Origin of the sequence: Georgenia sp. H159 (assembly GCF_035607575.1) — a bacterium.
In the GTDB taxonomy this organism is placed as follows: Bacteria; Actinomycetota; Actinomycetes; order Actinomycetales; family Actinomycetaceae; genus Oceanitalea.
The window spans coordinates 382,086-407,654 of record NZ_JAYDZY010000001.1; the positions used below are offsets into that span (position 1 = coordinate 382,086).

Here is a 25,569-nt window from a genome sequence, read left to right on the forward strand (position 1 = left end):
GTCAGTGCTCCGGTGCGGGTCGCGCGATGGAGGTCGCGCTGAGGAGGGTGGTGGGAGCGGTCCGGCTGCTCTCGTCCCGCAGCCATTCGGTGTTTCCTCGGGCGACCGCCCACCGGGCTCGGGCGCGAGAGACGACGGCGGTGCCGAGGAACACGGCGATCGCCGGGAGGGTTGCGGGCTCGCGGCGGGCCAGCGTCGCCAGCGTGCCGATCCCGGTACGGGAGGCACGGAGGCCGGGAGCGCCGGTGTCACGGGTGAGCTGTCGGTTGCCGGTCATCGCCCGGACGCGACGGCGGAGCAGGTCGCGGTAGTGCCGCGGCGGTCGGATGAGGACGCGCGCCGTGTCGACGACCCGCAGCTCGTCCGGCGCGAAGCTCATGGCCGCGACGAGGTCGTCGGACATGGCGGCGCGCCAGGCGGCCAGCCGGCCGTGCCCGACCTCGTCGACCGCGATGACCCCGCGGCCGTAGAGCTCGGTCGCCACGCCGGGCAGGCGGCTCCACACGGTGTAGTAGGCGCGCACGGTCCAGCTCACGCCGTCCATGACCAGGTGGCGCGTCGGACCCGCAGCATGGACGCCGGGCAGCCGGAGCGCCGCGCCGAGCTCGCGGAGGTCGGCGGACCCCAGCACGACGTCGGCGTCCACGTAGAAGCGGGGGAACCGGCTGGCCTCGCGGTCGCCGAGCGCCAGCGCTCCCATCTTGGAGGGCACCGGGGTCTCGAGGACCCGGACGCCGGGGAACGTCCGGGCAGCGCGCGCGGTGCCGTCCGTGCAGCCGTTGGCCACCACGACGATCTCCGCGTCCGTCCGCTCCGCGGTGAGGGCCGTGAGGAGCGCGCCGATCACCGACTCCTCGTTGTGCGCCGGGATGATGATCGATCCGGTACCGCCCATGTCGCCCGCCCTCTTACCGTGTCGGTCGCGGTCAGTACGCACCGTTGCCGCTCAGCACCGCGTGGGCGGTGCGCCACAGGATGGCGACGTCCATGCGGACGGACCAGTTGTCGGTGTAGCGCAGGTCGAGGCGGACCGACTGCTCGACGGTGAGGTTCGACCGTCCGCTGACCTGCCACAGACCGGTGAGCCCGGGCTTGACCCGCAGGCGCTGGGTCACGTCCCCGGTGAACTGCGCGACCTCCGACGGCAGGGCCGGCCGGGGCCCGACGAGCGACATGTCGCCCTTGACGACGTTCCACAGCTGGGGGAGCTCGTCGATCGACAGGCGGCGCAGGACCGCCCCCACCCGGGTGACCCGCGGGTCGTCGTGCAGCTTGAAGAGCAGGCCGTTGCCGTCGTTGTGGTCCCGCAGCTCGGCGAGCCGCTCCTCGGCGTCCACGTACATCGAGCGGAGCTTGTGCATGGTGAAGGCGCGACCGTCGATGCCGATGCGGGTCTGTGCGAAGAAGGCGGGCCCGGGAGAGGTCAGCCGGACCGCCATCGCCGCCGGGAGGATGATCGGGGCCGCAGCGATGAGCAGGACGGTGCCGAGCACCCGGTCGAAGACCGCCTTGCCCCACCTGCTCGGGCCCGGGGTGGTGAGCGCGACCCCGAGCAGCGGGGTCCCGCCGAGCGCCTCGACGTGGAGACGGCGGGGGACCACCTCGCTGATCGAGGGCAGCACGAGCAGGTCCGTGGGCAGCGCGGCCAGCTGCCAGCCGAGCCGCCGCAGGTCGGCGGCGCCCATCGCGTCTGCGGACACGAGCACGGCATCGAGGTCGAGTGTGCGGACGAGGTCGGCGATGTCGGCGTAGCGCCCGAGCACCGGGCTGCGTCCGCCGGCGTCGTCGGCCGTCGTCGGCGTGCAGACCCCCACGACCACCAGACCGTGGGACTGTGCCTCGTCCAGGACGTCGAACAGGTGGTTGAGGCCGCTCATGGGTCCCACCAGCAGGGTGCGCCGGACGAAGAGACCACGGGAGCGGAGGCGCCGCAGGACGAGCCGTGAGCCCCACCGTCCCGCCGCTGCCACGGCGAGGGTGAGGACGAGCGCCTCGAAGAAGAGGGAGCGGGGAACCTGGGCGACGCCGACGTAGTGCACGACGAGCGAGGCCACGGCGAGCACGCCCGCGACGTGGAGCAGGCTGCGGAGCTCGCGGCTGCCTGTGGCGACGCCGGACGGCTGGTAGCCGCGGCAGGCCAGCATCGTGAGGACGAAGCCCAGACCGGCGGCAACGGCGAGGGCGGCAGCGATCCCGGCGGGGTGCTCCTGCGCCGTCAGCGCTCCCACCACCAGGGCGGCGACGAGGAAGTCGGTCGCCGCGAGGAGGGTGAGGTACCTGCTGACGGAGGAGCGCCAGGGCAGCCCCGGGCGGGTGACCCGTGAGCGGACCGGGCGGGTCACCGCGGTGGGCGTGCCCTCGGGGTCGGTCTGCTCGTCGCCGGTGTGGAAGCTGTCGGTGCGGAGAGTCATCGCGACCACCCCGTGAGACGTGACGGTGCCGGCGTCGGGTCAGACCATGACGACGTGGCGAGCCAGCGGCACGTGGAGGGTGGTGACGGGAGGGCGTAGCGAGGGATGTTCACGTCGGAAAGTCGCCCTCCATCGTCGTCGTGGTGCTTGAGCATCGGCCGACCCACCGTTGGAGCGCCCGAGCAGCGGTCTCAAATCTGGCACGGCCGCATCCGGGCCGTAAGGATGACCGACGGATGACGACGGGAGGATGAGAGAAGCCGCGGGGGTGAGCGCGGCGACGGGGGTGCCACGAGCTCGCCGGGCGCTCACCCCGGAACTCACCCGAGGGCCCTCGCCGGTCATCTGCCCGTCACCCGTCAGCCGGTACCGGGGAGCCGTGGCGTGGTGCTGTGCTTGTCGCATGTCGGGCCGCTGTCCCTTGCTGGGCAGTGCCCGAAGCGCTCAGCTCTGTCGCCGGCACCGCCCGGCTGGCGACAGAGCTGAGGTCCGCCCGCGGGTACGACAGAACGACGCTTGTGATCGGCGAAAGTCTGGCGTCGACCCGAGCGTGCGGCCAGCGGGTGGGGACACGCAGTGTCCCCACCCGTTCCGCATTCTGTGCGTCCGGCCCGCTCCGGCGTCCCAGCCGGCGGTACGCGGCGTGACGACTCGTGGCGATCTCGTGAAGGCACTACCTGGACCCCCGCGCCGATGACACTATGGCGCACATCACACCGACTGCCGATGGAGGCTCCGTGGACGTCTGGCGCATCACCGTGGCGACCCTGCGCCGCTGGTACATCTTCCTCCCGCTGCTCGCCCTCACCGCAGGCGCGGTGTATGCCGCCGGTGCCGGTGTGCAGCCGGAGTACGAGGTCTCCGGGTCCGCCCTCATCACGCCCGGCCGCACGCAGTCGCCCGTGCCGAACCCCTACGGCGGGGAGCAGCAGGCCAGCTCCGCGGTGGCGATCGTCCTCAACAGCACCGACGTGCGCACCCGTGTCCAGGAGGAGGGACTGGTGCCGGACTACGAGGTGTCCGGTCAGTCCCGCAGCACCATCCTGTCCGTCACCGTCCGGGGCGAGAGCTCCGACCAGGCCGTCGCGACGGCGCAGCACGTCTTCGAGCTGGCCGTCGAGGAGCTGCAGGACAGGCAGACGAACGCGGGCATGCCACCGTCCACGCAGTACGGGCTGGACATCCTCGCCGCACCCTCGCTCACCAACGTCGTCTACGACGGCAAGATGCAGGTGCAGGCGGTCGTCGGCCTGCTCGGCGCGAGCCTCGCGGTGCTCGTCGCGGTGCTCTTCGACGACATCGTCGGCCTCTACCGCAGACGGCGGGCCCGGCGCCTCGCGAAGCAGGACGACCTTGAGGCCACCGAGGGCGCCGCGGACTGGCAGCCTGACGAGAGTCCCGACAGCGGTGACGAGGAGCTCGAGCTCCGGCCGCGGGACAGAGACCACGCCCACGCGTGAGCACGACGACGGGAAGCGCGGCGCCGGTCGCCGGCCGACGCCGGACGCAGCGCCCGGCCGACCTCGAGTTCCGCCCGGTGCTGCTCCGGCGGCCGGACGTCGTTGCTCGCTGGCGCCCGCTCCTCGTCCGCCCGTGGCGGCTGACCACCTTTGCCGTGCTCGTCGTCTTCCTCTGCCTGCAGTTCCTCATCCCCGCCCGCCTGGTCATCGGCGGTCTCGGCTCGGTCGGGCGTCCGTCCGTGGCGGTCGCCGTCCTGCTGACCTTTCTCTGGTGCGTGTCCGCTCGACGGGCCGGCGGCCTCCCGCCAGGACGTCAGCCCGTGCGCTGGCTGCTCGGTGGCTACCTCGCCGTCCAGCTCGTGGGGTACGCCGTCGCCTACGACCGCCAGCTCCCCGAGCTGGAGGCGAGCAGCGCCGACCGGTGGCTCATCTTCAACGTCGCCATGGTGGGCGTGGCGCTCGCGGTGACCGACGGCGTCCGGACGCGCAGGCAGCTGGACGTCCTCCTGCAGACGATGGTCGGTCTGGCAACGGTCATGGCGGGGGTCGGCATCCTGCAGTTCCTCCGGATCTTCGACCTCACCCGCTTCATCCGGATCCCCGGCCTCCAGCTCAACCGTGACCTCATCGGCGTCAGTGCCCGTGGTGACGCCGACTTCGCGCGGGTGGCGGGCACGGCCAACCACTACATCGAGTTCGGCGTCGTGCTGGCCCTCATCCTGCCGGTCGCGCTCCACTACGCGTTCTTCGCGCCGAGGGGACGGTCGTCCGCGGGACGGTGGCTGTGCGTGGCGCTCATCGCCTCGGCGATCCCGCTGTCGATCTCCCGGTCGGCGGTCGTCACCGTCGCCGTCGCCATGGGGCTCCTCGCCCTGGCCTGGCCGTGGAGGCGTCGCTACAACGTGCTCGTCATCGCGGTGGCGGGGACCGCGGTCTTCCACGTCGTCAACAGGGGAGTGCTCGGGACGATCCGAGCACTCTTCACCAACATGGACAACGACCCGAGCATCCAGAACCGCCTCGCCGACCAGGCGTTCGTCGAGCGCATGTTCGCGCAGCGGCCGTGGCTCGGGCGCGGCGCAGGCACCGTGATGCCGGAGCGCTACGTCCTGCTCGACAACCAGATCTACGGCACCCTCGTGGCGGGGGGAGTGGTCGGGCTGGTCGCGCTGGGTGCGCTCTTCCTCGTCCCCTACGCACTGGCGCGGAGCACCCGCCTCCGGGCCGAGAGCGAGGAGGCCCGCCACCTCGGTCAGGCGCTCGCGGCCACCATGCCGGCGGGCCTGGTCGCGAGCGCGACCTTCGACTCCTTCAGCTTCGCCACCTTCGTCGGCGTCACGGTCGTCCTCATCGGCGCGGTCGGTGCGCTGTGGCGGCTCGAGCACATGCGCCCCGGCCTGCCGCTGCGGCCCGCCGCGCCGGGAGACACGGTCGTCACCACGCCGCTCACGGCGAACCTGCGCGACCGGTTGGTGGCCGGCTGGCGGGCCGGTGCACCGGTCGGCCGGCCCTGACCACCCTCAGGACGATCGACGCCCGCTCCCGCGACGCCGCCACCGGTCCCGCACCGCCAGGTCGGTCGCGACCCACGCCGCGGCGTAGCGGTGGTAGACCTCCCCGACGAGGAACGCCCCCCGCGCGCGTGCCCCCACCAGCTGCGGGGCGCTCCGCGCGCGGCGGAACGCGCCCAGCGGAGGGACGAACGCGCGTGGCGGTGGCCACGGGACCGTGGTCGGGCCACCGTCGAGGACATCACGCTCGTGCCGCCCGGTGATGACGCGGCGCAACTTGCCGAGCAGGGCGGCGTAGGACTCCCGGGCAGGGTGGCGCACGACCGCGGTGGGGCAGTACACGGTGCGCAGGCCGAGCGAGCCGGCCCGCTGCGACCACTCGATGTCGGCCCCCGAGTAGAGCTCGGGACGGAAGGGACCGGCGCGGTCGAACGCTGCCCGGGTGGTGCACATGTTGGCGGTCACCGAGGCGCCACCGCGACTGACGTAGACCTCCTGCGGGAAGGCATGGACCAGCTCGTACGCCTCGACCGGGTGCGGGCGTCGGGCGTCGCGGGCGTACACGGTGACGTGACCGGCGACGACGTCCGCGCCCGCCTCCAACGCCGCGACGGCCTCCTCCAGCCAGGACTCCTCGGGCAGGCAGTCGGAGTCGGTGAAGGCGAGCACGGCGCCGCTGCTCGCCAGGACCGCGGCGTTGCGGGCGGCGTAGGACCCGCCCGCCGGCTCGTGGACGTACCGCACGTCCGGCCACCGCTCCAGCAGGGGCCGGACGGGGGAGGAGCTGCCGTTGTCCGCCACGACGACCTCGACGAGGTCGGCGGGGTAGGTCTGCCGGTGGACTGCCTCGAGGCACGCGGTCAACCGGGGGTCGTCACGCACGGGGATGATGACCGACACGCGGTGCGGGGTGTCCATGCGGTCAGTGTGGAGCAGGGGACGTCCGTCCGGCCACGGAACGTGGCCGGCAACGCAGGGTGATGACGGGCGCATGCGACCGCCGCTGCGCTGTCCGCGGGGAGTCGCAGCGGTCCGTCACCCCCGGCCGACGATCCTGATCAGCCGACGATCATCCCCGGCCGCAGGCGCTCGCACCCCGCTCCGGTGGTGGGCTGGCAGCGCCCTGCCGATCACAAGGAGCGTCGCCATGTCCCGTCGTCCACAGTCCCGGATCCACCCCGTATGGCGCCGCGGAGCACGCGGCGTGCTCGTGGGCCTCACCAGCCTCACCCTCGTCCTCTCGGGGGGCGCCTCGTTGGCCGCGCCCCAGGACGAGCCGGACCTCACCGACGCGGTGGAGCAGGTGGAGCCCGCCCTCGCGGAGGCCACGACGCCCGCCACGGACACCACCGCACCCGGTGCCACCGAGGAGCCGGACGGCACGGCGACGGACACTGCCGAGCCCGCGCCCCAGGACGCGACGGAGGCCGACGGCGCCGAGGACGGCGCGGCCGACCTGCCGGCAGCAGTAGCCCCCGCCGACGACGCCGCCACGGACGACGCCGCCACCGACGACGCCGCCAATGACGACGCCGTCGACGCCGACGACTCCGTCACCCCCTTGCTCGTGCCGCCGGGCGACCCCGGCCCCGGTGAGGTGAAGCTCATCGCGCGCGCTGGTGGTGACCGGACGGGCACGGGAGCCGGGACCTCGACCGCGACGCCGCTCGCCGGCGCCAGCTTCGAGTTCTTCCGCATCACGTCCCTGCCCGACGACGGGCCGCCCACCGGCACCTCCGTCGGGACGTGTACCACCGACGCCAGCGGCGAGTGCGGCATCTTCGCCGACCTCACCGGTGAGCTCGACGGCTCGGACGCCTTCTACGCCGTCCAGACCGGCGCGCCCGCGGGCTGGGTGGCCCCCTCGCAGTGGGCGCCCGGACCCGAGGGTGCCTACATCTTCGCGTCGGGCTTCATCACCGCCGACGCGAGCGTCGACGACCGCATCGTCGAGCTCCCCCTCGCCTTCAACGACTCGGTCACCGAGCCCGCCTGGGCCAGCGTGCGTCCCAACAACACCGCACCACCCCAGTGCGGCATCGACGTCGCCATGGTCGGTGACCTGTCCAACTCGGTCACCGAGTCCGAGGCGCTCCTCGAGCAGCACAAGGAGGCCGCGTTCGACTTCATCGACGCCCTGACCGGCACGCCGTCGAGCATCGCCCTCTACACCTTCGCCAGCCTCGCGCCGGCGGAGGGCGCGGGGAACAGCGGGTACCCCCTGACCAGTGTGGCGACCCAGGCGGGTGCCCAGGAGCTCAAGACCCACATCGAGGGCAACAGCCAGCCGCCCGCCGGTGGCGGCGGGACCAACTGGGACCGCGGCTTCCACCAGGTCGTCGAGTCGGGTGAGACCTACGACGTCGTCCTGTTCCTCACCGACGGCCAGCCGACCTTCCACCGCGACCGGCAGGGTCCCGGTGACGTGTCGACCATCGCCGAGGTGAACGAGGCGATCCTGTCGGCCAACGCCGTCAAGGCCACCGGCGCGCAGGTCATCCTCGTCGGCATCGGACCGGAGGCGTTCCTCGAGGGAGCGAGCATCCGGATCCCGCTCGTCTCCGGGCCCACCGAGGGCACCGACTTCTACCGCACCAACCTCGAGGACCTCGGGGCGACCCTGCAGGAGATCGCCTCCGCCAACTGCGCGGGCACCCTGACGGTCGTCAAGGAGGTCGCGGAGCTCGACGGCGACGTCGTCCCGGGCGGTGCCGGGTGGACCTTCAGCACCGACACCACCGACGTCACACCGGCCTCGGCCACGACGGACGACACCAGCGCGGTGAACTTCCAGGTCGGCTACACCGGCAGTGACCTCACCCGGCCCGTCACCATCACCGAGACCCAGCAGGAGGGGTTCGAGCTCTCCCCGGTCGACGGCCAGAACGCGGTCTGCGTCAATACCCTCGACGGCACAGTGCTCCCGGTCACCGACGCCGGTGCCCTCGGCTTCACCGTCGACGTCGCCGCCGAGGACATCGTCAGCTGCACCGTCCGCAACACCGTGGTCCCGCCGGACTACGCCGACCTCACCGTGACGAAGACGGCCGTCCCGACGTTCGACCGCGACTGGGACTGGGACATCACCAAGGTGGCCGAGGAGGACTACCTCGAGGTGCCCGCCGGTGAGGACGGCACCTTCACCTACGACGTCACCGTCACCCCCGACGGGCCGACCGACTCCGGCTTCCAGCTGGCCGGCACCATCACGGTGACCAACCCCAACGACGTGCCGTTCACCGGCGTCGGCGTGGCCGACTCGGTCGGCGCGCCACCGGGTGGCACGTGCACGGTCCCCGGCGGCACGGACGTCACCGTCGGCGCCGGCGCGTCGGTCACGCTGCCCTACACGTGCACCATCACCGACGTGACGGCGACGACGACCGGCACCAACGAGGTCACCGCCACCTGGGACGCCGCGGCGTACCCGGGAACCAGCGGCTCGGCGACCGCGACGGCCGCCTTCGACTTCGACGAGGCCGTCGTGGCCGAGACCGACCGCTACGTCACCGTCACCGACTCCGAGCTCGACCTGTCCACCTTGCCCGGCGGCAACACCTTCGACGCCGCGGACGGCGAGCAGGTCCTCACCTACGACCTCACGTGGCCCAGCACGCCCGGCCAGTGCGAGACCTTCGAGAACACCGCGACGATCGGGAACACGCCCGGGCTGGAGATCGGCCCGCTCGCGGTCACCGGATCGAGCACCGAGACCGTCGAGCTGTGCGCCGGTGTCGACCTCGAGGTCGAGAAGAACGTCGTGCTGTCCTTCGACCGCACCTATCTTTGGGAGATCGACAAGGAGGCCGACGAGACGACGGTGACGGTGGACCCGGAGACCGGGACGGCCACCGTCGACTACACCGTCAGCGCCACCCCGACCGGGAGCGAGGACGGGGACTGGGCCATGACGGGCGTCGTCACGGTGACGAACCCGAACGAGTGGCTCGCCATCACCGCGGACGTCACGGACACGGTCGACGTCGGGGGTGGTGCCGTGTGCGTCGTCGCCGGCGGCACCGCGGTGGAGGTCGCCGCGGGCGCCTCCGTGGACCTCACCTACACGTGCACCTTCATGACCCAGCCGAGCTACTCCGGGACCAACACGGCGACCGCGACGTGGGCCGACACCGTGCCGACACCGAGCACCTCCGCCGTCGGGACCGCGGAGATCGCGTCCGGTGGCTGGAGCCAGACCCCGGTCAACTCCAGCGTCCTCGTCATCGACGACCAGACCGACCCGGCCAACCCGGTCGAGCTCGGGACGGCCACGTGGAACGCCGAGGGCACCCCGACGGTGTTCACCTACTCCCTCGAGCACGAGGGTGTCCCCGGTGAGTGTGTCGAGTACACCAACACCGCGTGGATCCAGCAGACCGAGCAGTCCGCGGAGGAGACCGTCGAGGTCTGCTCGCCCAACCTCGAGCTCGACAAGACGGCGGTCTCCGCCCACCAGCAGGCCGACGGCAGCTGGGAGGTCCGCTACGAGATCGACGTCGTCAACGACTCGGAGTACCCGGGCGTCTACGACCTGAGCGACACGATCGAGTACGGCGAGGGCATCACACCGACCCAGGCCGTGTGGTTCCCCGAGGACGAGCCCGAGGCGGGCGGCAGCTGGACCGGGCTGCCCGAGGACCGCACCGAGGTGCTCGCCACCGCCGTCGAGATCGCCCCAGGCGAGACGCACACCTACGTCGTCATGGTCACCGCCGACGTCGCCGCGGGAGTCGTCGGCACCGACGCCGGGCAGTGCGACGACGAGGACGAGGCGGACGGCGGCGGGTTCCTCAACGCGGCGACCCTCACCGCTGCCGGGCAGGAGGACACCGACCGTGCCTGCGCCGAGCCGGTGGCCCCGTCGGTCGCCAAGACCGCTGGGAATCTCACCGACAACGACGACGGCACGTGGGACGTCAGCTACACGATCGACGTCACCAACGGCGACGCCGACCAGAGCGTGACCTACGACCTGCGTGACGAGCTCGGCTTCGCCGAGGGGATCGACATCCTCGCGGCCATGGTCGAGCGCGACGGCACCGGCTACCCCGGCTGGGACGGCGTGACGCAGACCGAGATCGCCACGGGGGTGGAGCTCCCCGCAGGCACCACCCACACCTACTCCGTCGTCGTCAGGGTCGACCTCTCCGAGGTGACCGGGTCCGCCGGGGACGGTGTGCGGGAGTGCGGCGAGGAGGCCGAGGCCGGGAACGGTCTGTTCAACCGGGCGGTCATCACGTCAGGCGGCGACGAGTACGACGACGACGCCTGCCTCCCGGTCCCGGACCTCAGCTGGACGCTCAGCAAGAGCTCGGACCCCGTGTCCGGCAGCCTCGTGCGACCGGGTGACCGGATCGACTACACGGTCACCGCGACGCCGACCGGTGACGCGGCGCCCACGCACCTCGTCGTGCGGGACGACGTCTCCCGCGTGCTCGACCACGCCCGCGGCACCGGGACCATCGAGGTCAGCACCGGCACCTTCGAGTGGGACGGCGACGTCCTCGTCTGGCACATCCCCGAGCTCGCCGGGCCCGCGACCCTCACCTACTCGGTGGTCGTGGACGACGGCGCCTGGGGCGTGACCCTGCGCAACGTCGTCACCGGAGAGGGGCCACCGCCCCCGACCTGTGTCGACGACTGCACGACGTCGCACACGACGCCGCCCGTCGCGCAGCTGCCCGACGACGATCTGCCACGGACGGGGTCGGAGCTCCTCGGTGCAGCCCTGCTGGCCGTCGTGCTGTCCCTCGGCGGGGCCGCCCTCATCAGGCGTCGAGAGGAGGCCTGACCAGAGCCGGTGCCGGCTGGCGGCGGTCCCCCCGCTGAGGCCAGTCGGCACCACCCTCGCCCCGCGTCCCCGCCGGCACCGCCCGGTCGGTGGGGACGCGGGCGGCCGACCGTCGGACGCGCGGTGCAGTGATCGGTGCCGCGACTGCGTCCACGTGACGGCGGCCGGCGAACGGGGTCGTCCTTGACGGCCCCGTTCGTGCTGTCCGGGGGCCGCCTCGGTGAGTGCGGCAGCGAGCCGCTTCACGGATCCGGCCGCACCCGACGACGGACGAGCCGGTCACAGGTGAGCCGCGGACGAGGCCGCCCTTGACGGCCGGGCTCCCGGTAACGGCGCCGTCGTGGCGTCGAGCGGCTTGACCCTCCGAAAGTCGGGGGTGAGCCGGGGGTGATGTCCTTCGAAAGGAGGGGTCACCCTCGCTCGTTCGCAGGATCCTGCGGAAGCCGGGTGAGGCACGTGTCCCGCGGTTCCGCGGCACGCACGAAACGCTCACCCCGGCCGGCCCGCGGTGGAGGGCCGGCTAGCCCGAGTGGCGCGCCGCGGTCATCTCGTGGTCACTCGTCGATGATCTCCGTGCCACCTGCCCGGACTGGTGTGCTCCAGGGACATCGATCCGGGGAGTGATTTCTCATGAGGCACAGGGCTTCGAGCGGCGGCCGGCGCACCGCGCGCTTCGGTCTGGCGGCCCTGGTGAGCTTGGCACTCGTCAGCGGCACCAGCTCGGGCGCCGGCGGGTGGGCCGCCGACGGCCCTGGTGGCGTTCCGGACGTCACCACCACCGCGTCGTCCGCCACCGCCGTGAGCGACGAAGAGGCCGGCGAGAGCGCCGCGGACGCTCCTGCGCCCACCGCGCCAGCCGGGGTGGCCGCGCCGGGGGAGGCACTCGCGGAGACACCGGCGCCCGCCCCCACGGACGAGCCCGCCGTCGAGACCGCCACCTCCTCCGCCACGGATGACGAGCCGGCCGCCGGTTCCGCACCGGCCGTCGCCGTGGTGGGTGAGCCCACCGTCGCCGCCCCCCTGTCCGAGCCCGCCGGCTACTGCAACCCGCAGCCGGGCAGCCTCCTCGGCTACGAGCACCAGCAGGCCAACGGCAGCTGGACCAAGGGCAACCTGGGCACCGGCTACTCCGAGGGCGACTGGATCCCGCAGCGGGCTCGGCTGAGCCTCAGCGCCGGCCGCAACGAGGTCGTCATGTCCTACGCCATGAACGACGGTCCGATCTACGGCTACGACGGTCTCCGCGCCGTCGGCGTCACGAACGGCACCGACGTGCTCGGGGCGGACGCCATCATCGTGCAGGAGACGGTGAGCGGGCCCGTGAGCGCCCGGACCGTCACCGTGACTATGCGCTTCGAGCTGCCGACGGCGGGCGACTACCACCTCCTGTGGGACGTCCACGTCGCCAGCGCTCTGGACTGGGGAGCCGGGCACGGCGCCGGCTCCTACAGCGGCTCGTCGCTCCACGCCCGCATCGTGCAGCTCAACTGCGCGAAGCTCGGCAACAACACCCTGCCGGCCCCGTTCAAGGACATCGCGTACGGCACGCTCACGGTCGACAAGGTCACCGACCCCGGCGGCTCGCTGGACGAGTTCACCTTCACGCTCAGCGGACCTGGCTACGAGGGCGAGGACGCGGTCGTCCTCACCCTGTCCGACGCGGCCTCCCCGTGGACGAACCAGCTGCCGACGGAGACCTTCACGATCAGCGAGGTCGACCTGCCGCCCGGGTGGGAGCTCACCGACCTGGCCTGCACCGGGGGAGTGACGGCGACCTACTCGGGCACGTCGGCAACCTTCACCGTCGTCGACGAGGCGGACGTCGTGTGCACCTTCACCAACACGATGGACCTGGACGAGCTGGTCGTGACGACGACGGCGACGGCCTCCTTCGCCCGCGCGTACGACTGGGAGGTGGCCAAGGCCGTTCAGGGGGAGGACCGGGTCGACGCGGCGGCCGACCAGGACGAGGCCCGCTTCGGCTACGAGGTGGTCGCCACCCCCACGGCCACCGACTCGGCGTTCGCCATCGGTGGCACGATCACCGTCGCGAACCCCAACGACGTCCCGTTCACCGACGTCGACGTCGCCGACTTGGTCCCCGGCGCGACGTGCACCGTCACGGACGGCACCGGGCGCACCGTCCCGGCGCAGGGCTCCATCGAGCTGGACTACGCCTGCGCGCTGCCCGACACCACACCGGCCGACAGCACCGTCTCGATGACGGCCACGGCCACGTGGGACGCCGGCTCGCACCCCGGCACGGGCGGGACCGCAACGGGGACCGCGGCGGTCGACTTCGGTGCGGTGGCGCCGGCGACCACCGACCGGAGCGTCGCGCTGAGCGACAGCCACCACGAGCTGCCCGGTGCCCCGGTCCTGCTCGACGCCGAGGACGGCGCGCGGACCTTCGCCTACGACCTCGCCTGGCCCGTCACCGCGGGCTGTGTCGAGTACACGAACACGGCCCGGCTGACCAACGACGAGAACGTCGACGTGTCCGCCGCCGCGACCGTCACCGTGTGCGCCCAGACCCTCACGCTCGTCAAGGAGGTGGCCGGCGGCACGGAGAACCCGGCCCGGTGGACGCTCAGCGCGACCGCCGACGGCCCGAGCGGCATCACCGGCACCGGCCGCGCGACCGGCCGGGTGGACGCCGGAGCGCCCTACGCACTGCAGGAGAGCGACGGCCCTGCCGAGTACGTCCAGGACGGTCCCTGGCGGTGCGAGCTCGCCGACGGCCTTCCCCTGCCTCTCGCGGCCGACGGCGCGGTCGTCGTCCCCGGGGGCGGTGACGTGACGTGCACGGTCACCAACGCCACCGCGACCGTGACGCTCCTCAAGCACGTCGTCGGCGACACGGTTCTCGTCCCCGCGGACTGGGAGCTCACCGCGACCCCGGTCGACGGCCCCACCGGCCTGGACGCCCGGACCGTCCCGGGCTCCCAGGGCATCTCCGAGGGCAACTCCTTCCACGTCCGCCCGGAGCAGCGCTACACCCTCAGCGAGACGGCGGTCGCCGGGAACCCGCTCGCCTACCGGCACCTGGCCGTCCAGGAGTACGTCGGCGCCACCCCCGAGAACCCGGACCACGACGCCGCCGCCGACTGGGTCGACGTCGACCCCTCGGCAGTCACGCTCGGGACTGGCGACCGCGCGGTCTACCGCTTCGTCAACGCCCCGGTGGCCGCCCTCGCCCTGCCCCTCACCGGCGGGACCGGCCCCGCCGGCTACCTCGGCGTGGGTGCGCTCTGGCTGGCGCTCGCCGTCGGTGCCGGAGCCGCGCACCACGTGCGCACCCGGCGCACCACCTGACCCCTTCCCTACAACCCGATCACCCCCCCCATCGGCCACACCGGTCGAGCACTGGAAACGGAGACAACGATGAACTCATCGACTGGACGGCTCGCCCGCTGGGCCGTCGCGGCGGCCGGAGCGCTGACGCTCGGCCTCCTCGGTGTGGCAGCACCGGCGACCGCCACCGGCGGTCCGAACCTCGAGACGGATGCGAGCGGCTCGATCACCGTGCACAAGTTCGCGGAGCCGGCGGCCCCCACGGGGCTGCCCCACGACGGCTCGCCGGTCGACACGACCGGGCTCACCGCACTCGAGGGCGTGACCTTCACGGTTCAGCGCGTGACGACGATCGACCTCGCGACGAACCTCGGCTGGGACGCCGCCGCCGGGCTCACTGCCGGCGACGTGCTCGACGCACCCGCGGACTACCCGCTGGACGCCGGGACGAACCTCGCCACCGACGCCGCGGGCACGGCCGCCTTCACCGGGCTGCCCATCGGGGTCTACCTCGTCGCCGAGACGGGCGTGGGCGACAACCCCGTCGCCGTCAAGGCGGAGCCGTTCCTCGTGTCGGTGCCACTGCCGACGGCCGACAACACCTGGCTCTACGACGTGCACGTGTACCCGAAGAACTCGGTCACCGGCATCGCCAAGGACGTCTCCGACGCCGAGGCCTACGGCCTGGGCGACATCGTCACCTGGAAGGTCTCGGTCGACGTGCCCGAGCTCGCGGCGGGCAAGACCTTCACCGAGTTCCGGATCGTCGACGACCTCGACCCCCGGCTCGAGCTCCGTGGCACGACCGTGCGGCTCGGGGACACAACTCTCACGGAGGACGTCGAGTACACCGTCACCGAGGACGGAAGCGCCGCGTCGGTCGTCCTCACCGCGGACGGACGCGACCTGCTCCTCGCCGAGGGACAGGGAGGGACCGTCACCGTCGAGCTCACCACGGCCGTCATCGAGATCGGTGACGGCATCATCACCAACGACGCCGAGGTCCACGTCAACGAGTTCACCGGCACGACGAACACCGTCGACACCCGCTGGGGTGGCCTGGAGATCGTCAAGGTCGGCAAGGCCGGCGACGTCACGTCCCACCTCCAGGGCGCCGAGTTCCAGGTCTTCCGCACGGCGGCGGCCGCCGAGGACGCATCCGGACCGGTGGCGGTGAACGGCGAAACCACCTTCACCACCGAGGAGGACGGCAGGATCCTCATCGAGGGGCTCAAGGCGGGCACCTACTGGATCGTCGAGACCAAGGCCCCCGTGGGGTACGTGGGCACGACCGACCCGATCGAGGTCACGGTCACCGCCGGGTCGCTCGCCGAGGCCGCCTCCTACGAGGTCCTCAACAGCCAGCGTGCCGCCTTCGACCTACCGCTCACCGGTGCGGCCGGCACCGTGCTGTTCTCGATGGCCGGCCTCGGCCTCATCGCCGTCGCTATCGGTGCCGCGATGCGGCACCGCAGCCGCACGCCGCTGGCCGCCTGACCCCGCAAGACCGCTGGGTGGGTACATGCCCCCCGCGTACCCACCCAGCACCCAGGAGGAGGAAGACCAGATGGCCGTCCTCACTGCAGCACGGGCCGCTCCGCCCAGCAGGCGCCGTCGGCGGTGGAAGGTCCCGGCGGTCCCCCTGGGGATCGCCCTGGTCTTCCTCCTCGGCGTGCTCGTCCTCGGCTACCCGTCGGCCTCGAGCTGGCTCGCCCACTACCGACAGTCCCAGCAGATCCTCGGGTACACGCACGTCGTCGACACCGTCGGTCCGGAGGGCCGAGCCGAGGTCCTCGCCGCGGCCCACCGGTACAACGAGAGCCTCACCGGTGGTGCCGTCGTCGACTCATACGCCCGGCTGCCGGTGGCCGCCCCGGGGGACACCGCCCTCGACTACGCCGACCTCCTGACGGCGGACGACCGGGGCCTGATGGCCCGGCTACGGATCCCGACCATCGACGTCGACCTCCCGGTCTTCCACGGCACCAGCGAGCGGGTGCTGCTCGAGGGGATCGGCCACCTCCAGGGCACGTCACTGCCCGTCGGCGGACCGAGCACGCACGCGGTGCTCACCGGCCACCGCGGCCTGGCCGAGGCGACCATGCTCACCCACCTCGACGAGGTCGCCGTCGGGGACGGCTTCACGCTCGAGACCTTCGGGGAGGTGCTCACTTACGAGGTCGTCGACGTCGCCGTCGTCGAGCCGCACGAGACCCAGACGCTGTACCCGGCGCCGGGGGCGGACCTCGTCACCCTCGTCACCTGCACGCCGATCGGTGTCAACAGCCACCGGATCCTCGTCACCGGCGAGCGCGTGACGCCGACTCCCGTCGAAGACCTCGCGGTCGCCGGCGAGCAGCCCGCAGGTGCGCCCTTCCCGTGGTGGGCGGCAGCGGTGGTGGTGACGGTGCTCGTCCTCGCCCGCTACGTCTGGCGCGCGGGACGGCGCGCGGCCGCCGGTCCGCCGCCGGTACAGGTGACGGGTCGGGACCCCGCACCGCCGGGCGTCCGCCCGGCGGCTGAGACGCGCCCCGCCGGATCGCCCGCCGGCGGGGTGTGAGGACGTGCCCGGCGTGGCCGCGCACCAGGTGCTCGTGATCGGCACCGGTGCTGGCCGGACCCGGACACGTCCAGCGGGCGGGGCCGTCCCCCGGCGGCTCCGCCCGCACCCTCGACCCGGTACGGTCGAGGGTGGTCCGGACGGCGCACCTGTGAGCCACCTCATGGACGCGATGGTGCCGCTGATGTCGTATGATGGAGCGCTGGACGAGCGTGCCTGCCCACATCCCTGCCTGGAACCGGGGGACGGGTGAGTCTCACGGCGCGCCACCGTCGTCGTCATCCCAGACGCCGACGGCCACAGCAGAGAAGAGTTAGCGGAGGACATGGCGAAGAAGGACGGCGTCATCGAGATCGAGGGCAGCGTTGTCGAAGCGCTGCCCAACGCGATGTTCAAGGTGGAGCTGAGCAACGGCCACAAGGTGCTCGCACACATCTCGGGCAAGATGCGTCAGAACTACATCCGGATCCTGCCGGAGGACCGGGTCGTCGTCGAGCTCAGCCCGTACGACCTCACCCGGGGTCGCATCGTCTACCGCTACAAGTAACCACCCGACCAGCGCCGTCGCGGCGCGTACACGCCCAGCGGCGGCGGAGGAATGCCATGAAGGTCAAGCCCAGCGTCAAGAAGATCTGCGACAACTGCAAGGTCATCCGTCGTCACGGTCGCGTGATGGTGATCTGCACGAACGTGCGGCACAAGCAGCGTCAGGGCTGACCTGACGCCGGCGGCAAGCCTGCCGCCAGACGTACCACCAGCACCCTGCGTGCAACCCCCGGTTCGGAGGCCGGGGCTCGTCCGACCCGGACGGGAGGGTGGTGCGGAGGACCTCCGAGCAGCAAGAGGAGAACAAGGTGGCACGACTCGTCGGCGTCGACCTCCCCCGCGAGAAGCGGCTTGAGGTTGCGCTCACCTACATCTACGGCGTCGGACGCACCAGCGCCAAGCAGGCGCTGGAGGCCACGGGCGTGAGCCCGGACCTGCGCGTCAAGGACATGACGGACGGCGACCTCGTCGCCCTGCGTGACTACATCGAGACCAACCTCAAGGTCGAGGGAGACCTGCGGCGCGAGGTCCAGGCGGACATCCGTCGCAAGGTCGAGATCGGGTCCTACCAGGGCCTGCGCCACCGCCGCGGGCTGCCCGTGCACGGTCAGCGCACCAAGACCAACGCACGTACCCGCAAGGGCCCCAAGCGCACGGTGGCCGGCAAGAAGAAGGCCCGTTAAGTAGTCCGGTCGCACGTCTCGGCGTCACCGCCGAGCGCACCGGTCCGACGACCAGGAGAGAAGCACGACATGCCCCCCAAGACCCGCACGGCCACCTCGGCCCGCAAGCCGCGCCGGAGCCAGCGCAAGAACGTCACCCACGGCCACGCCTACATCAAGAGCACCTTCAACAACACGATCGTCACCCTCACCGACCCCACCGGCGCCGTCATCGCCTGGGCGTCCTCGGGTCAGGTCGGGTTCAAGGGCTCGCGCAAGTCCACTCCGTTCGCGGCGCAGATGGCGGCCGAGGCCGCCGCCCGCCGCGCCCAGGAGCACGGCATGAAGAAGGTCGACGTGTTCGTCAAGGGTCCCGGCTCCGGCCGCGAGACCGCGATCCGCTCCCTCACGGCCGCCGGCCTCGAGGTCGGCTCGATCCAGGACGTCACGCCCCAGGCCCACAACGGCTGCCGCCCCCCGAAGCGCCGCCGCGTCTGACCCCCATCGTGCGCCGGCCTGCGGGCCGGCGCTCGGTGTCCCAGAGGTGCCCGGCACCTCGCCTCCCGCCGGTCGGACCGATGACCGGCGGGTGCCCTGCACGGCGTCATATAGCGGATGCCTGCTGAAAGGAACACATCGTGCTCATCGCACAGCGCCCCACCCTGACCGAAGAGGTCGTCTCCCCGCAGCGCTCGCGGTTCGTCATCGAGCCGCTGGAGCCGGGCTTCGGCTACACGCTCGGCAACTCCCTGCGTCGCACCCTCCTGTCCTCGATCCCCGGTGCCGCCGTCACGAGCATCCGGATCGACGGCGTCCTCCACGAGTTCTCCACCGTGCCGGGCGTCAAGGAGGATGTCACCGAGATCATCCTCAACATCAAGAACATCGTCGTCTCCTCGGAGCACGACGAGCCCGTCGTCATGTACCTGCGCAAGCAGGGCCCGGGCGTCGTCACCGCCGCTGACATCACCCCGCCCGCGGGCGTGGAGGTCCACAACCCCGACCTGCACCTGGCGACGATCAACGCCAAGGGCAAGCTCGAGGTCGAGCTCACCGTCGAGCGCGGGCGCGGCTACGTCTCCGCCGCGCAGAACAAGAGCTTCGACTCCGAGATCGGTCGCGTCCCGGTGGACTCGATCTACTCCCCGGTCCTCAAGGTGACCTACAAGGTCGAGGCCACCCGCGTGGAGCAGCGCACCGACTTCGACAAGCTCATCGTCGACGTCGAGACGAAGAACGCGATCACCCCGCGGGACGCCCTCGCCTCCGCCGGCAAGACCCTCGTCGAGCTCTTCGGCCTGGCCCGTGAGCTCAACGTCGAGGCCGAGGGCATCGAGATCGGTCCCTCGCCGACCGACGCGGCCCTGGCGGCCGACCTCGCCCTCCCGATCGAGGAGCTCGGGCTGCAGTCGCGCTCGTACAACTGCCTCAAGCGCGAGGGCATCCACGCCGTCGGCGAGCTCGTCGCGCGCAGCGAGGCCGACCTGCTCGACATCCGCAACTTCGGCGCGAAGTCGATCGGCGAGATCCGCGAGAAGCTGGCCGCGCTCGGCCTGAGCCTCAAGGACAGCCCGGTGGACTTCGACATCAACGCCGTCGAGGACTCGGCGTACGAGGGCGACGTCGAGTTCAGCGACGACGCGCGCGACTGACGCCACCAACGATTTACGACAGGAGAGATCATGCCCACTCCCGCTAAGGGTCCCCGTCTTGGTGGCAGCCCCGCCCACGAGCGTCACATGCTGGCGAACCTCGCCACCGCGCTGCTCGAGCACCGCGCCATCACGACGACGGAGCACCGCGCCAAGCGGCTGCGCCCCGTCGTCGAGAAGCTCATCACCCTCGGCAAGCGTGGCGACCTCCACGCCCGCCGCAAGGTGATGACCACCGTCAAGGACAAGAGCGTCGTCCACGAGCTGTTCACGGAGATCGCGCCGGCCATGGCCGAGCGTCAGGGTGGCTACACCCGGATCACCAAGACCGCTCCGCGCAAGGGCGACAACGCGCCCATGGCCGTCATCGAGCTCGTCATGGAGCCGGTGAGCCCCAAGCAGGCCACCGTCCGTGAGGCCGAGAAGGCCGTCGAGCGCGCCGCCAAGGAGGCGACCACGCCCGTCGTCGAGGAGCCGGAGACCACCGTCTCGGACGAGGCCGCCGACGCCGTCGAGGAGGCCAAGGCCGCCGAGACCACCGAGGCGCAGCAGGCAGCCGCCGAGTCCTCGGCCGAGGCCGCGACCGAGGACGCCACGGACGCGCAGCCCGGCGCGGCCGACACCGGTCACGCCAACCCCCGCGGCTGACCCGCCGACGGGCTCGGCACCCCGAGCCCGTCCCTCGGCGCACCGGCACGGAGAGCCCACGGTCACGAGGCCCGCAGCTTGCTGCGGGCCTCACGTGTGCTCTGCGGCGGCCGTCCGGTCTCGGAAAGGCACGCCCCGCTCCCGGCGCGGGCAGTACGCTGGTGCGACGGCCGCGTCGAGCAGCGGGGCGGTGAGATCGCGGCCGGGCTGCGTCCCGGCCGTCCGACGTGAGGGAGCCCGCGTGAAGCTGCGAAGCGACGACATCACCTGGCAGGAGATCGACGGCGAGCTCGTCATCCTCGACACCGCCCGGTCGGTGTACCTGACGACGAACGTCGCCGGAGCCCACCTGGCCAAGCTGCTCACCGAGGACCGCACGCTCGGCGACCTCGCGGACGCGCTGGTGGAGGAGTACGGGATCGACCGGGCGACGGCACAGGCCGACGCGGAGGCCTTCGTCGCGGACCTGCGCGAGAAGGACCTGCTGCGGTGACCACGTGCGGGGTGGCCCGGTGACCGACGGGGGCCCCGACCCGCTCGACCCGCTCGACCTCCGGATCGAGAGCCGCAACCAGCGGCGCTCCGCCGGGCGGCTCTGGCAGCTGCTCAGGCGGTCGACCCGCCTCGTGTGGGCCGCGGGCCGCCTTCTGTTCGTCGGCCTGCTCGTCGTCCAGGTCGTCGCGGCCCTCGTGCTGGCCGGCCAGGTCCTCGTCGTGGAGGCGTTCCTCACCGCGGTGCTCGACCTGGGCCCGGGCGAGGGAGTCCCGCAGGGGCTGGTGCTCGCCACCCTCGCGCTGGCCGGCCTCATGGCGGCGGCCGCGCTCCTGGACTCGGTGCGTGGCAGCATGAGCCGCTACCTCGGCGAGTCCGTGGCCCGGCGCACCTACCAGGACGTCCTCGACGCCGCGACGGGCGTCTCCCTGCGCTACTTCGAGTCGGCGGCGTTCTACGACCGGCTGCAACGCGTGGAGGGAAGCGCGACCACCAGGCCGTTCCAGGTCACCCAGGCCCTGCTGGGGATCGTCGGCGGGCTGACCGCGACGGTGGGCGTGGGCGCCGTCCTCGTCGGCATCCACCCGGCCCTGCTCCCGCTGCTCCTGCTCGGCGGGCTGCCGATGATCCTCACCAACCGTCGCGAGAGCCGACTGGAGTTCGGCTTCACCGTCGACCAGACCCCGCACCAGCGGCAGCGGTTCTACCTCGGCTACCTGCTCACGGCCCGGGACGAGGCCAAGGAGGTCCGCGCCTTCGACCTCGGCCCGCCGCTGCGGGCGCGCTTCGACACCCTCTACGGGCGCTACCTCGCCGACCTCGCCCGCCACCTCCGCCGACGGATGGCGCTGAGCACGGCCGGCAACCTCGGCGCCGCCGTCGTGCTCACGGGCACCCTGCTCGTCCTCGTCTGGCTCATCGGCGAGGGCTCCGTCTCGGTCGCCGAGGCGGGTGCGGCGATCGTCGCCATCCGCATGCTCCAGAGCCAGGTGCAGGCGCTCCTGCGCGGCATGCAGTCGATCTTCGAGGCCGGGCTCTTCCTCCAGGACGTCGACCAGTTCCTGGAGCTCGGCGCCGCGGCGCACGGTGAGGAGGCGGGTGCCCCCGCACCCGAGAGCTTCGCGGAGATCGTCGTCGACGACGTGCACTTCGGGTACCCGGGCAGCACGAGTGAGGCGCTGCGGGGAGTGGACGTGCGGATCCGTCGCGGACAGGTCGTCGCCCTCGTCGGGGAGAACGGGTCCGGCAAGACGACCCTGGCCAAGATCCTCGCCGGGCTCTACGACCCCACGTCCGGCGCGGTGCGGTGGGACGGGCGCGACACCCGCGAGTACTCCAGGGTGTCCGTCCGGGAGCGGGTCGCCGTCATCTTCCAGGACTTCGTCCGGTACGCCTTCACGGCCCGGGAGAACATCTCCGTCGGGCGCCACACCGTGGAGCCGGACGACGGCCGGGTGGCGGAGGCCGCCGGGCGCGCCGGTGCCGCCGGCTTCCTCGAGTCGCTGCCGAAGGGGTACGACACCATCCTGTCCCGCCTCTTCAAGGGGGGCCGGGACCTCTCGGGTGGTCAGTGGCAGCGGGTCGCCATCGCCCGCGCCTTCTACCGTGACGCCCAGCTCATGATCCTCGACGAGCCGACGGCCGCGCTGGACCCGCGCGCCGAGAGCGCCCTGTACGAGTCGTTGCGGGCCGTGCTGGCGGGCCGCACCGCGGTGTTCATCTCCCACCGCTTCTCCTCGGTGCGGTCCGCCGACGTCATCTACGTCCTCGACCAGGGACGCGTCGTCGAGGCCGGGTCGCACGAGGAGCTCATGGCGCGGGAGGGCAGGTACGCCGAGCTGTTCCGGCTGCAGGCGGCGGCGTACCTCGAGGACCCCGGAGTGGCTCAGCCGCGGTAGGCGAGCGCGTGGCGGTGGACCGCCGCCCAGATGGTCGGCGCGATGTCCTCGCGGAACGGCGGGCCCCACGGCACGTGCGCGACCATCACCGGAACGCTGCGGGCGAGCCACGAGAGGTGGGTGAGCACCTGGCCCAGCACCACCGGGTCCCGCCACCCCATGAGCCGCGGGAAGCTCATGAGCGCGAAGGCGGCCGTCTTCCGGTCGAGCAGCTCCAGCTCCATCCGACCGTCGCGGTTGGGACGGGGGATGACGACGGCGCCGAGGGGGACGGCCTCGGTCGCGGGGGAGGGGAGCCCGACGACCGTCCTGTCGTCCGCGCTCAGCCGCGTCCGGAAGGAGCCCGCGGCCAGGTCGGCGGTCACCGCCTCCGCACCGGGCCGCAGCCGGAGCTCCGTCGCCCCCAGCGGGACCCGTGGCTCCTCCCCGGTGGCGACGGGGACGACGTCGTCGCTGACCACACGCGCCCCCGAGGCGCACATGAGCGCGGCCAGCGTGCTCTTGCCCATCCCCGAGTGTCCGAGGAAGGCGACGGCGGTGCCGTCCCGCTCGACGGCGCTCGCGTGGAGGACGGCGCTGCCCCGCAGGTAGAGCTGCAGGGCCAGCAGGGTGCCCGTCGTCATGATCGCGCGCATGCCCGGGTCGGTGCCGTGCACGAGGTGGAGGGTGACGTCGGACAGGTCGGGGCTGATGACGAAGTCGCACACGCCGTGCACGCGGAGCAGCACCGACGAGTCCTCCCGGCGGACCGCCGTGTACCAGCGGTCCGGCTCCTCGCCGAAGTCGAGCAGCACCTGCCCGGCGGGGGTCTGCCGGTTCTCGGCGATCGGCTCGCCGTCGATGACCGTGAGGTGCACGCGCTCGCCGGGCGGCGCGGGGCGATCCTGGTGCAGGACGAAGTCGGCGGCGACCGTGAGGCCGTAGAGACGCTGCGGCGGCTCCCCGGTGGCGGTGGTGTCCGTCATCGTCGTCCCCTCGTCTCCAGCACCTTGAAGCTCTCGACGCCGTCGGGGTCCAGGACGACGCCGTCGAGCTCCACCCAGGCGTGCGCCTTGACCTCACCACCGATCTTCTGCACACCGATCCGCACCGCGTGGTCGCGTCGCCGCAGCACGTGCGCGCCGAGCAGTGCCCGCCGCAGGCAGGTGCCGTTGAAGGGGCGGTGCCGCAGGACCCGCCAGGTGATGTCCAGGTCTGCGCGCTCGCGGTCGGTCAGCCGGAGCCCTGAGACGTCGGTGACCTGGCCCGGCCGACCGTCCAGCACGAGCCGGACGCGGAGCAGGCGGGCCAGCCGCGGCACCGGCATGGTGCGCAGGCCGACCTCGACGACCCCGGCCAGTGCGACGGTGCGGGCGGCCCGCCACCACGCGGACGGAGGGCGGCGCAGGATCGCGCGGACGGTGCTGTGGACGCTCACGACCACGCCTCCGGCTCCGCCGGGATGCCGTGGGTGTGGGCCCAGGCCAGGTGGAGCAGGAAGTCGGCCCCGGGGTGGGGGTCCGCGACGAGCCAGGCGGCCCGGAGCTCGTCGGGGTCGACCCACTCGGGGTCGATCCCGAAACCGTCCCAGAGGCGGGCGAACTCGCGTTCCTCCGGGCCCCAGCGGGTGGAGTTGAACCAGGCCTTGGAGGTGCGGCTGAGCACACGGTCGGGGAGCACGTCGGGGAACAGCCGCCGGAACAGCGCCGTCCGGTTCCCCCAGCCCAGCGGCCCCGCCTCGCGGGCCAGCGCCTCGACGACACGGCCGTCGGCGAAGGGCGTGACGGGCCGGGAGCCGTACTCGGCGATCGCGGCCTCGACGTTGGCGATGAAGACCGTCATCGGTCGGGAGTACATCAGTGCCCTCGTCGCGGCGTCCCACCGGAGCGGCTCCACGCTCGCGGACACGGCGTCGTGCACGTACGCGGCGACGGCCGGTGGGCGCAGCCAGGACGGTGCACCGGAGCCGGCGTGGGTGCGGGCCGCGCGTCGTCGCGCGACACCCGGCTGCGCGGCCTGCAGCCCTCGACGGAGGTGGCGGCGCCGTGGCCGGCGCAGCGCGAGTGCGTCCCGCAGCGCACCCGTCCGCCGTCCGCTGAGCAGCATGTCGCCGCCCTCCCCCGTGACGATCGTCCCCGGGTCCAGGTCGCGGTAGATCGCGCCGTGCAGCTGGACGGCCTCCGGCCACACCGGTCCGTGGCGCCGCAGCGCTCCCGTGGCGGCGTCCGAGAGGAGGCGCTGCTCGTGCTGGAACTCCAGGACGACGCCGTGGCGGAGGCCAAGATGCTCGAGCACGAGCTCCTGCCACCAGGTCTCGTCCGCCTCCGGGGCGTGCGGGTGGCGGACCGTCACGGGCACGGGGAGCGGGAGCGCGTGCTGCCGCGCCAGCGTGACGGCGAGCGCCAGCAGGGCCGAGGAGTCACGGCCCCCGGAGAAGAGGACGTAGCAGGGGGGCGCGGCGAGCGCCTCCAGGAGGACCTCCTCGATCGCCTCGCGCGCGGTGAGGCCGGTCGCCGGGCCGGCGACGTCCGCGACGCCCGCGCCGTCCGACCGCGGTGTGGCGAGGAGGAGCTCCTCGCGGGAGAGCCGCTCGAAGGTGGCGTGGACAGTGGGTGTGCTCACTGGTGAGCGGCTCCTTGGGTGATCGTCCCCGGACAGAGCGCTG

20 protein-coding genes are annotated in these 25,569 nt (G+C 72.5%); 14 read left to right on the top strand and 6 right to left on the bottom strand.

Features of this window, described 5'->3' with window-relative positions:
- Position 1: 1 nt before the first annotated feature.
- Positions 2-895: a glycosyltransferase gene (locus VR894_RS01850; protein ID WP_324649595.1), complete on the bottom strand. Its 894-nt coding sequence runs from the start codon at positions 893-895 to the stop codon at positions 2-4.
- A 31-nt stretch (positions 896-926) separates the two neighbouring features.
- The gene (locus VR894_RS01855) at positions 927-2,411 is read right to left on the bottom strand and encodes a sugar transferase (protein WP_324649596.1); all 1,485 of its coding nucleotides are present in this window, start codon (positions 2,409-2,411) and stop codon (positions 927-929) included.
- A gap of 737 nt (positions 2,412-3,148) precedes the next feature.
- Here VR894_RS01855 and VR894_RS01860 point away from each other — a divergent pair.
- On the top strand, positions 3,149-3,871 hold the full coding sequence (locus VR894_RS01860; RefSeq protein WP_324649598.1) for a hypothetical protein: 723 nt from the start codon (positions 3,149-3,151) through the stop codon (positions 3,869-3,871).
- The gene (locus VR894_RS01865; protein WP_324649599.1) at positions 3,868-5,385 is read left to right on the top strand and encodes an O-antigen ligase family protein; all 1,518 of its coding nucleotides are present in this window, start codon (positions 3,868-3,870) and stop codon (positions 5,383-5,385) included. Before VR894_RS01860 ends, VR894_RS01865 begins: the two co-directional genes overlap by 4 nt.
- 6 nt (positions 5,386-5,391) lie before the next feature.
- On the opposite strand, the gene VR894_RS01870 is transcribed toward VR894_RS01865, so the two are convergent.
- Positions 5,392-6,300 (bottom strand): glycosyltransferase, encoded by a 909-nt coding sequence (locus VR894_RS01870; protein ID WP_324649600.1) that lies wholly within the window; start codon positions 6,298-6,300, stop codon positions 5,392-5,394.
- A 229-nt stretch (positions 6,301-6,529) separates the two neighbouring features.
- Between VR894_RS01870 and VR894_RS01875 the strand changes: the two genes are divergently transcribed.
- The 12 genes from VR894_RS01875 to VR894_RS01930 all read left to right on the top strand — a co-directional run bounded on the left by VR894_RS01875 (position 6,530) and on the right by VR894_RS01930 (position 22,925).
- Complete coding sequence (locus VR894_RS01875; protein ID WP_324649601.1) at positions 6,530-11,173, top strand: vWA domain-containing protein; 4,644 nt, start codon at positions 6,530-6,532, stop codon at positions 11,171-11,173.
- 630 nt (positions 11,174-11,803) lie between these two features.
- Positions 11,804-14,488 carry a hypothetical protein gene (locus VR894_RS01880; protein WP_324649602.1) on the top strand — a complete coding sequence of 895 codons (2,685 nt, stop codon included), beginning with the start codon at positions 11,804-11,806 and terminating at the stop codon, positions 14,486-14,488.
- A gap of 69 nt (positions 14,489-14,557) precedes the next feature.
- A complete protein-coding gene (locus VR894_RS01885; protein ID WP_324649604.1) occupies positions 14,558-15,964 on the top strand; it encodes a SpaH/EbpB family LPXTG-anchored major pilin in 1,407 nt (468 codons plus the stop codon).
- Between the two features lie 25 nt (positions 15,965-15,989).
- The gene (locus tag VR894_RS01890; RefSeq protein ID WP_324649605.1) at positions 15,990-17,027 is read left to right on the top strand and encodes a class C sortase; all 1,038 of its coding nucleotides are present in this window, start codon (positions 15,990-15,992) and stop codon (positions 17,025-17,027) included.
- A gap of 325 nt (positions 17,028-17,352) precedes the next feature.
- Positions 17,353-17,574 (top strand): translation initiation factor IF-1, encoded by a 222-nt coding sequence (infA, locus tag VR894_RS01895; RefSeq protein ID WP_324649606.1) that lies wholly within the window; start codon positions 17,353-17,355, stop codon positions 17,572-17,574.
- Between the two features lie 56 nt (positions 17,575-17,630).
- On the top strand, positions 17,631-17,744 hold the full coding sequence (gene rpmJ / locus VR894_RS01900; protein WP_043501488.1) for a 50S ribosomal protein L36: 114 nt from the start codon (positions 17,631-17,633) through the stop codon (positions 17,742-17,744).
- A gap of 137 nt (positions 17,745-17,881) precedes the next feature.
- A complete protein-coding gene (gene rpsM / locus VR894_RS01905; protein WP_324649608.1) occupies positions 17,882-18,256 on the top strand; it encodes a 30S ribosomal protein S13 in 375 nt (124 codons plus the stop codon).
- 69 nt (positions 18,257-18,325) lie between these two features.
- Positions 18,326-18,733, top strand: coding sequence for a 30S ribosomal protein S11 (gene rpsK / locus VR894_RS01910; RefSeq protein WP_324649609.1), 408 nt, complete (start codon positions 18,326-18,328; stop codon positions 18,731-18,733).
- A gap of 140 nt (positions 18,734-18,873) precedes the next feature.
- On the top strand, positions 18,874-19,887 hold the full coding sequence (locus tag VR894_RS01915; protein ID WP_324649610.1) for a DNA-directed RNA polymerase subunit alpha: 1,014 nt from the start codon (positions 18,874-18,876) through the stop codon (positions 19,885-19,887).
- Positions 19,888-19,917: 30 nt separating this feature from the next.
- Positions 19,918-20,535, top strand: a complete 618-nt coding sequence (rplQ, locus tag VR894_RS01920) for a 50S ribosomal protein L17 (protein WP_324649611.1) — start codon at positions 19,918-19,920, stop codon at positions 20,533-20,535.
- Positions 20,536-20,776: 241 nt separating this feature from the next.
- The gene (locus tag VR894_RS01925; RefSeq protein WP_324649612.1) at positions 20,777-21,028 is read left to right on the top strand and encodes a PqqD family protein; all 252 of its coding nucleotides are present in this window, start codon (positions 20,777-20,779) and stop codon (positions 21,026-21,028) included.
- 19 nt (positions 21,029-21,047) lie between these two features.
- Positions 21,048-22,925, top strand: a complete 1,878-nt coding sequence (locus tag VR894_RS01930) for an ABC transporter ATP-binding protein (RefSeq protein ID WP_324649613.1) — start codon at positions 21,048-21,050, stop codon at positions 22,923-22,925.
- Here VR894_RS01930 and VR894_RS01935 read toward each other — a convergent pair.
- Genes VR894_RS01935 through VR894_RS01945 form a run of 3 tightly spaced genes read right to left on the bottom strand, consistent with a single transcriptional unit; the run spans position 22,913 to position 25,526 of the window.
- Entirely contained in the window at positions 22,913-23,890 is a 978-nt protein-coding gene (locus tag VR894_RS01935; protein WP_324649614.1) for a hypothetical protein, read from the bottom strand. The two genes, VR894_RS01930 and VR894_RS01935, sit on opposite strands and share 13 nt — an antisense overlap.
- Positions 23,887-24,342, bottom strand: coding sequence for a lasso peptide biosynthesis B2 protein (locus tag VR894_RS01940; protein WP_324649615.1), 456 nt, complete (start codon positions 24,340-24,342; stop codon positions 23,887-23,889). Before VR894_RS01940 ends, VR894_RS01935 begins: the two co-directional genes overlap by 4 nt.
- Positions 24,339-25,526: an asparagine synthase-related protein gene (locus tag VR894_RS01945; RefSeq protein ID WP_324649616.1), complete on the bottom strand. Its 1,188-nt coding sequence runs from the start codon at positions 25,524-25,526 to the stop codon at positions 24,339-24,341. The genes VR894_RS01940 and VR894_RS01945 overlap by 4 nt, the downstream gene beginning before the upstream one ends.
- Positions 25,527-25,569 lie beyond the last annotated feature (43 nt).

Bases quoted from the DNA above. Each gene is read 5' to 3' on its own strand.
- VR894_RS01890 (WP_324649605.1), top strand. From the start codon at position 15,990: ATGCCCCCCGCGTACCCACCCAGCACCCAGGAGGAGGAAGACCAGATG.
- VR894_RS01875 (WP_324649601.1), top strand. From the start codon at position 6,530: ATGTCCCGTCGTCCACAGTCCCGGATCCACCCCGTATGGCGCCGCGGA.
- VR894_RS01880 (WP_324649602.1), top strand. From the start codon at position 11,804: ATGAGGCACAGGGCTTCGAGCGGCGGCCGGCGCACCGCGCGCTTCGGT.
- infA (WP_324649606.1), top strand. From the start codon at position 17,353: ATGGCGAAGAAGGACGGCGTCATCGAGATCGAGGGCAGCGTTGTCGAA.
- VR894_RS01870 (WP_324649600.1), bottom strand. From the start codon at position 6,300: ATGGACACCCCGCACCGCGTGTCGGTCATCATCCCCGTGCGTGACGAC.
- VR894_RS01885 (WP_324649604.1), top strand. From the start codon at position 14,558: ATGAACTCATCGACTGGACGGCTCGCCCGCTGGGCCGTCGCGGCGGCC.
- rpmJ (WP_043501488.1), top strand. From the start codon at position 17,631: ATGAAGGTCAAGCCCAGCGTCAAGAAGATCTGCGACAACTGCAAGGTC.
- VR894_RS01855 (WP_324649596.1), bottom strand. From the start codon at position 2,411: ATGACTCTCCGCACCGACAGCTTCCACACCGGCGACGAGCAGACCGAC.
- rplQ (WP_324649611.1), top strand. From the start codon at position 19,918: ATGCCCACTCCCGCTAAGGGTCCCCGTCTTGGTGGCAGCCCCGCCCAC.
- VR894_RS01935 (WP_324649614.1), bottom strand. From the start codon at position 23,890: ATGACGGACACCACCGCCACCGGGGAGCCGCCGCAGCGTCTCTACGGC.
- VR894_RS01850 (WP_324649595.1), bottom strand. From the start codon at position 895: ATGGGCGGTACCGGATCGATCATCATCCCGGCGCACAACGAGGAGTCG.
- rpsK (WP_324649609.1), top strand. From the start codon at position 18,326: ATGCCCCCCAAGACCCGCACGGCCACCTCGGCCCGCAAGCCGCGCCGG.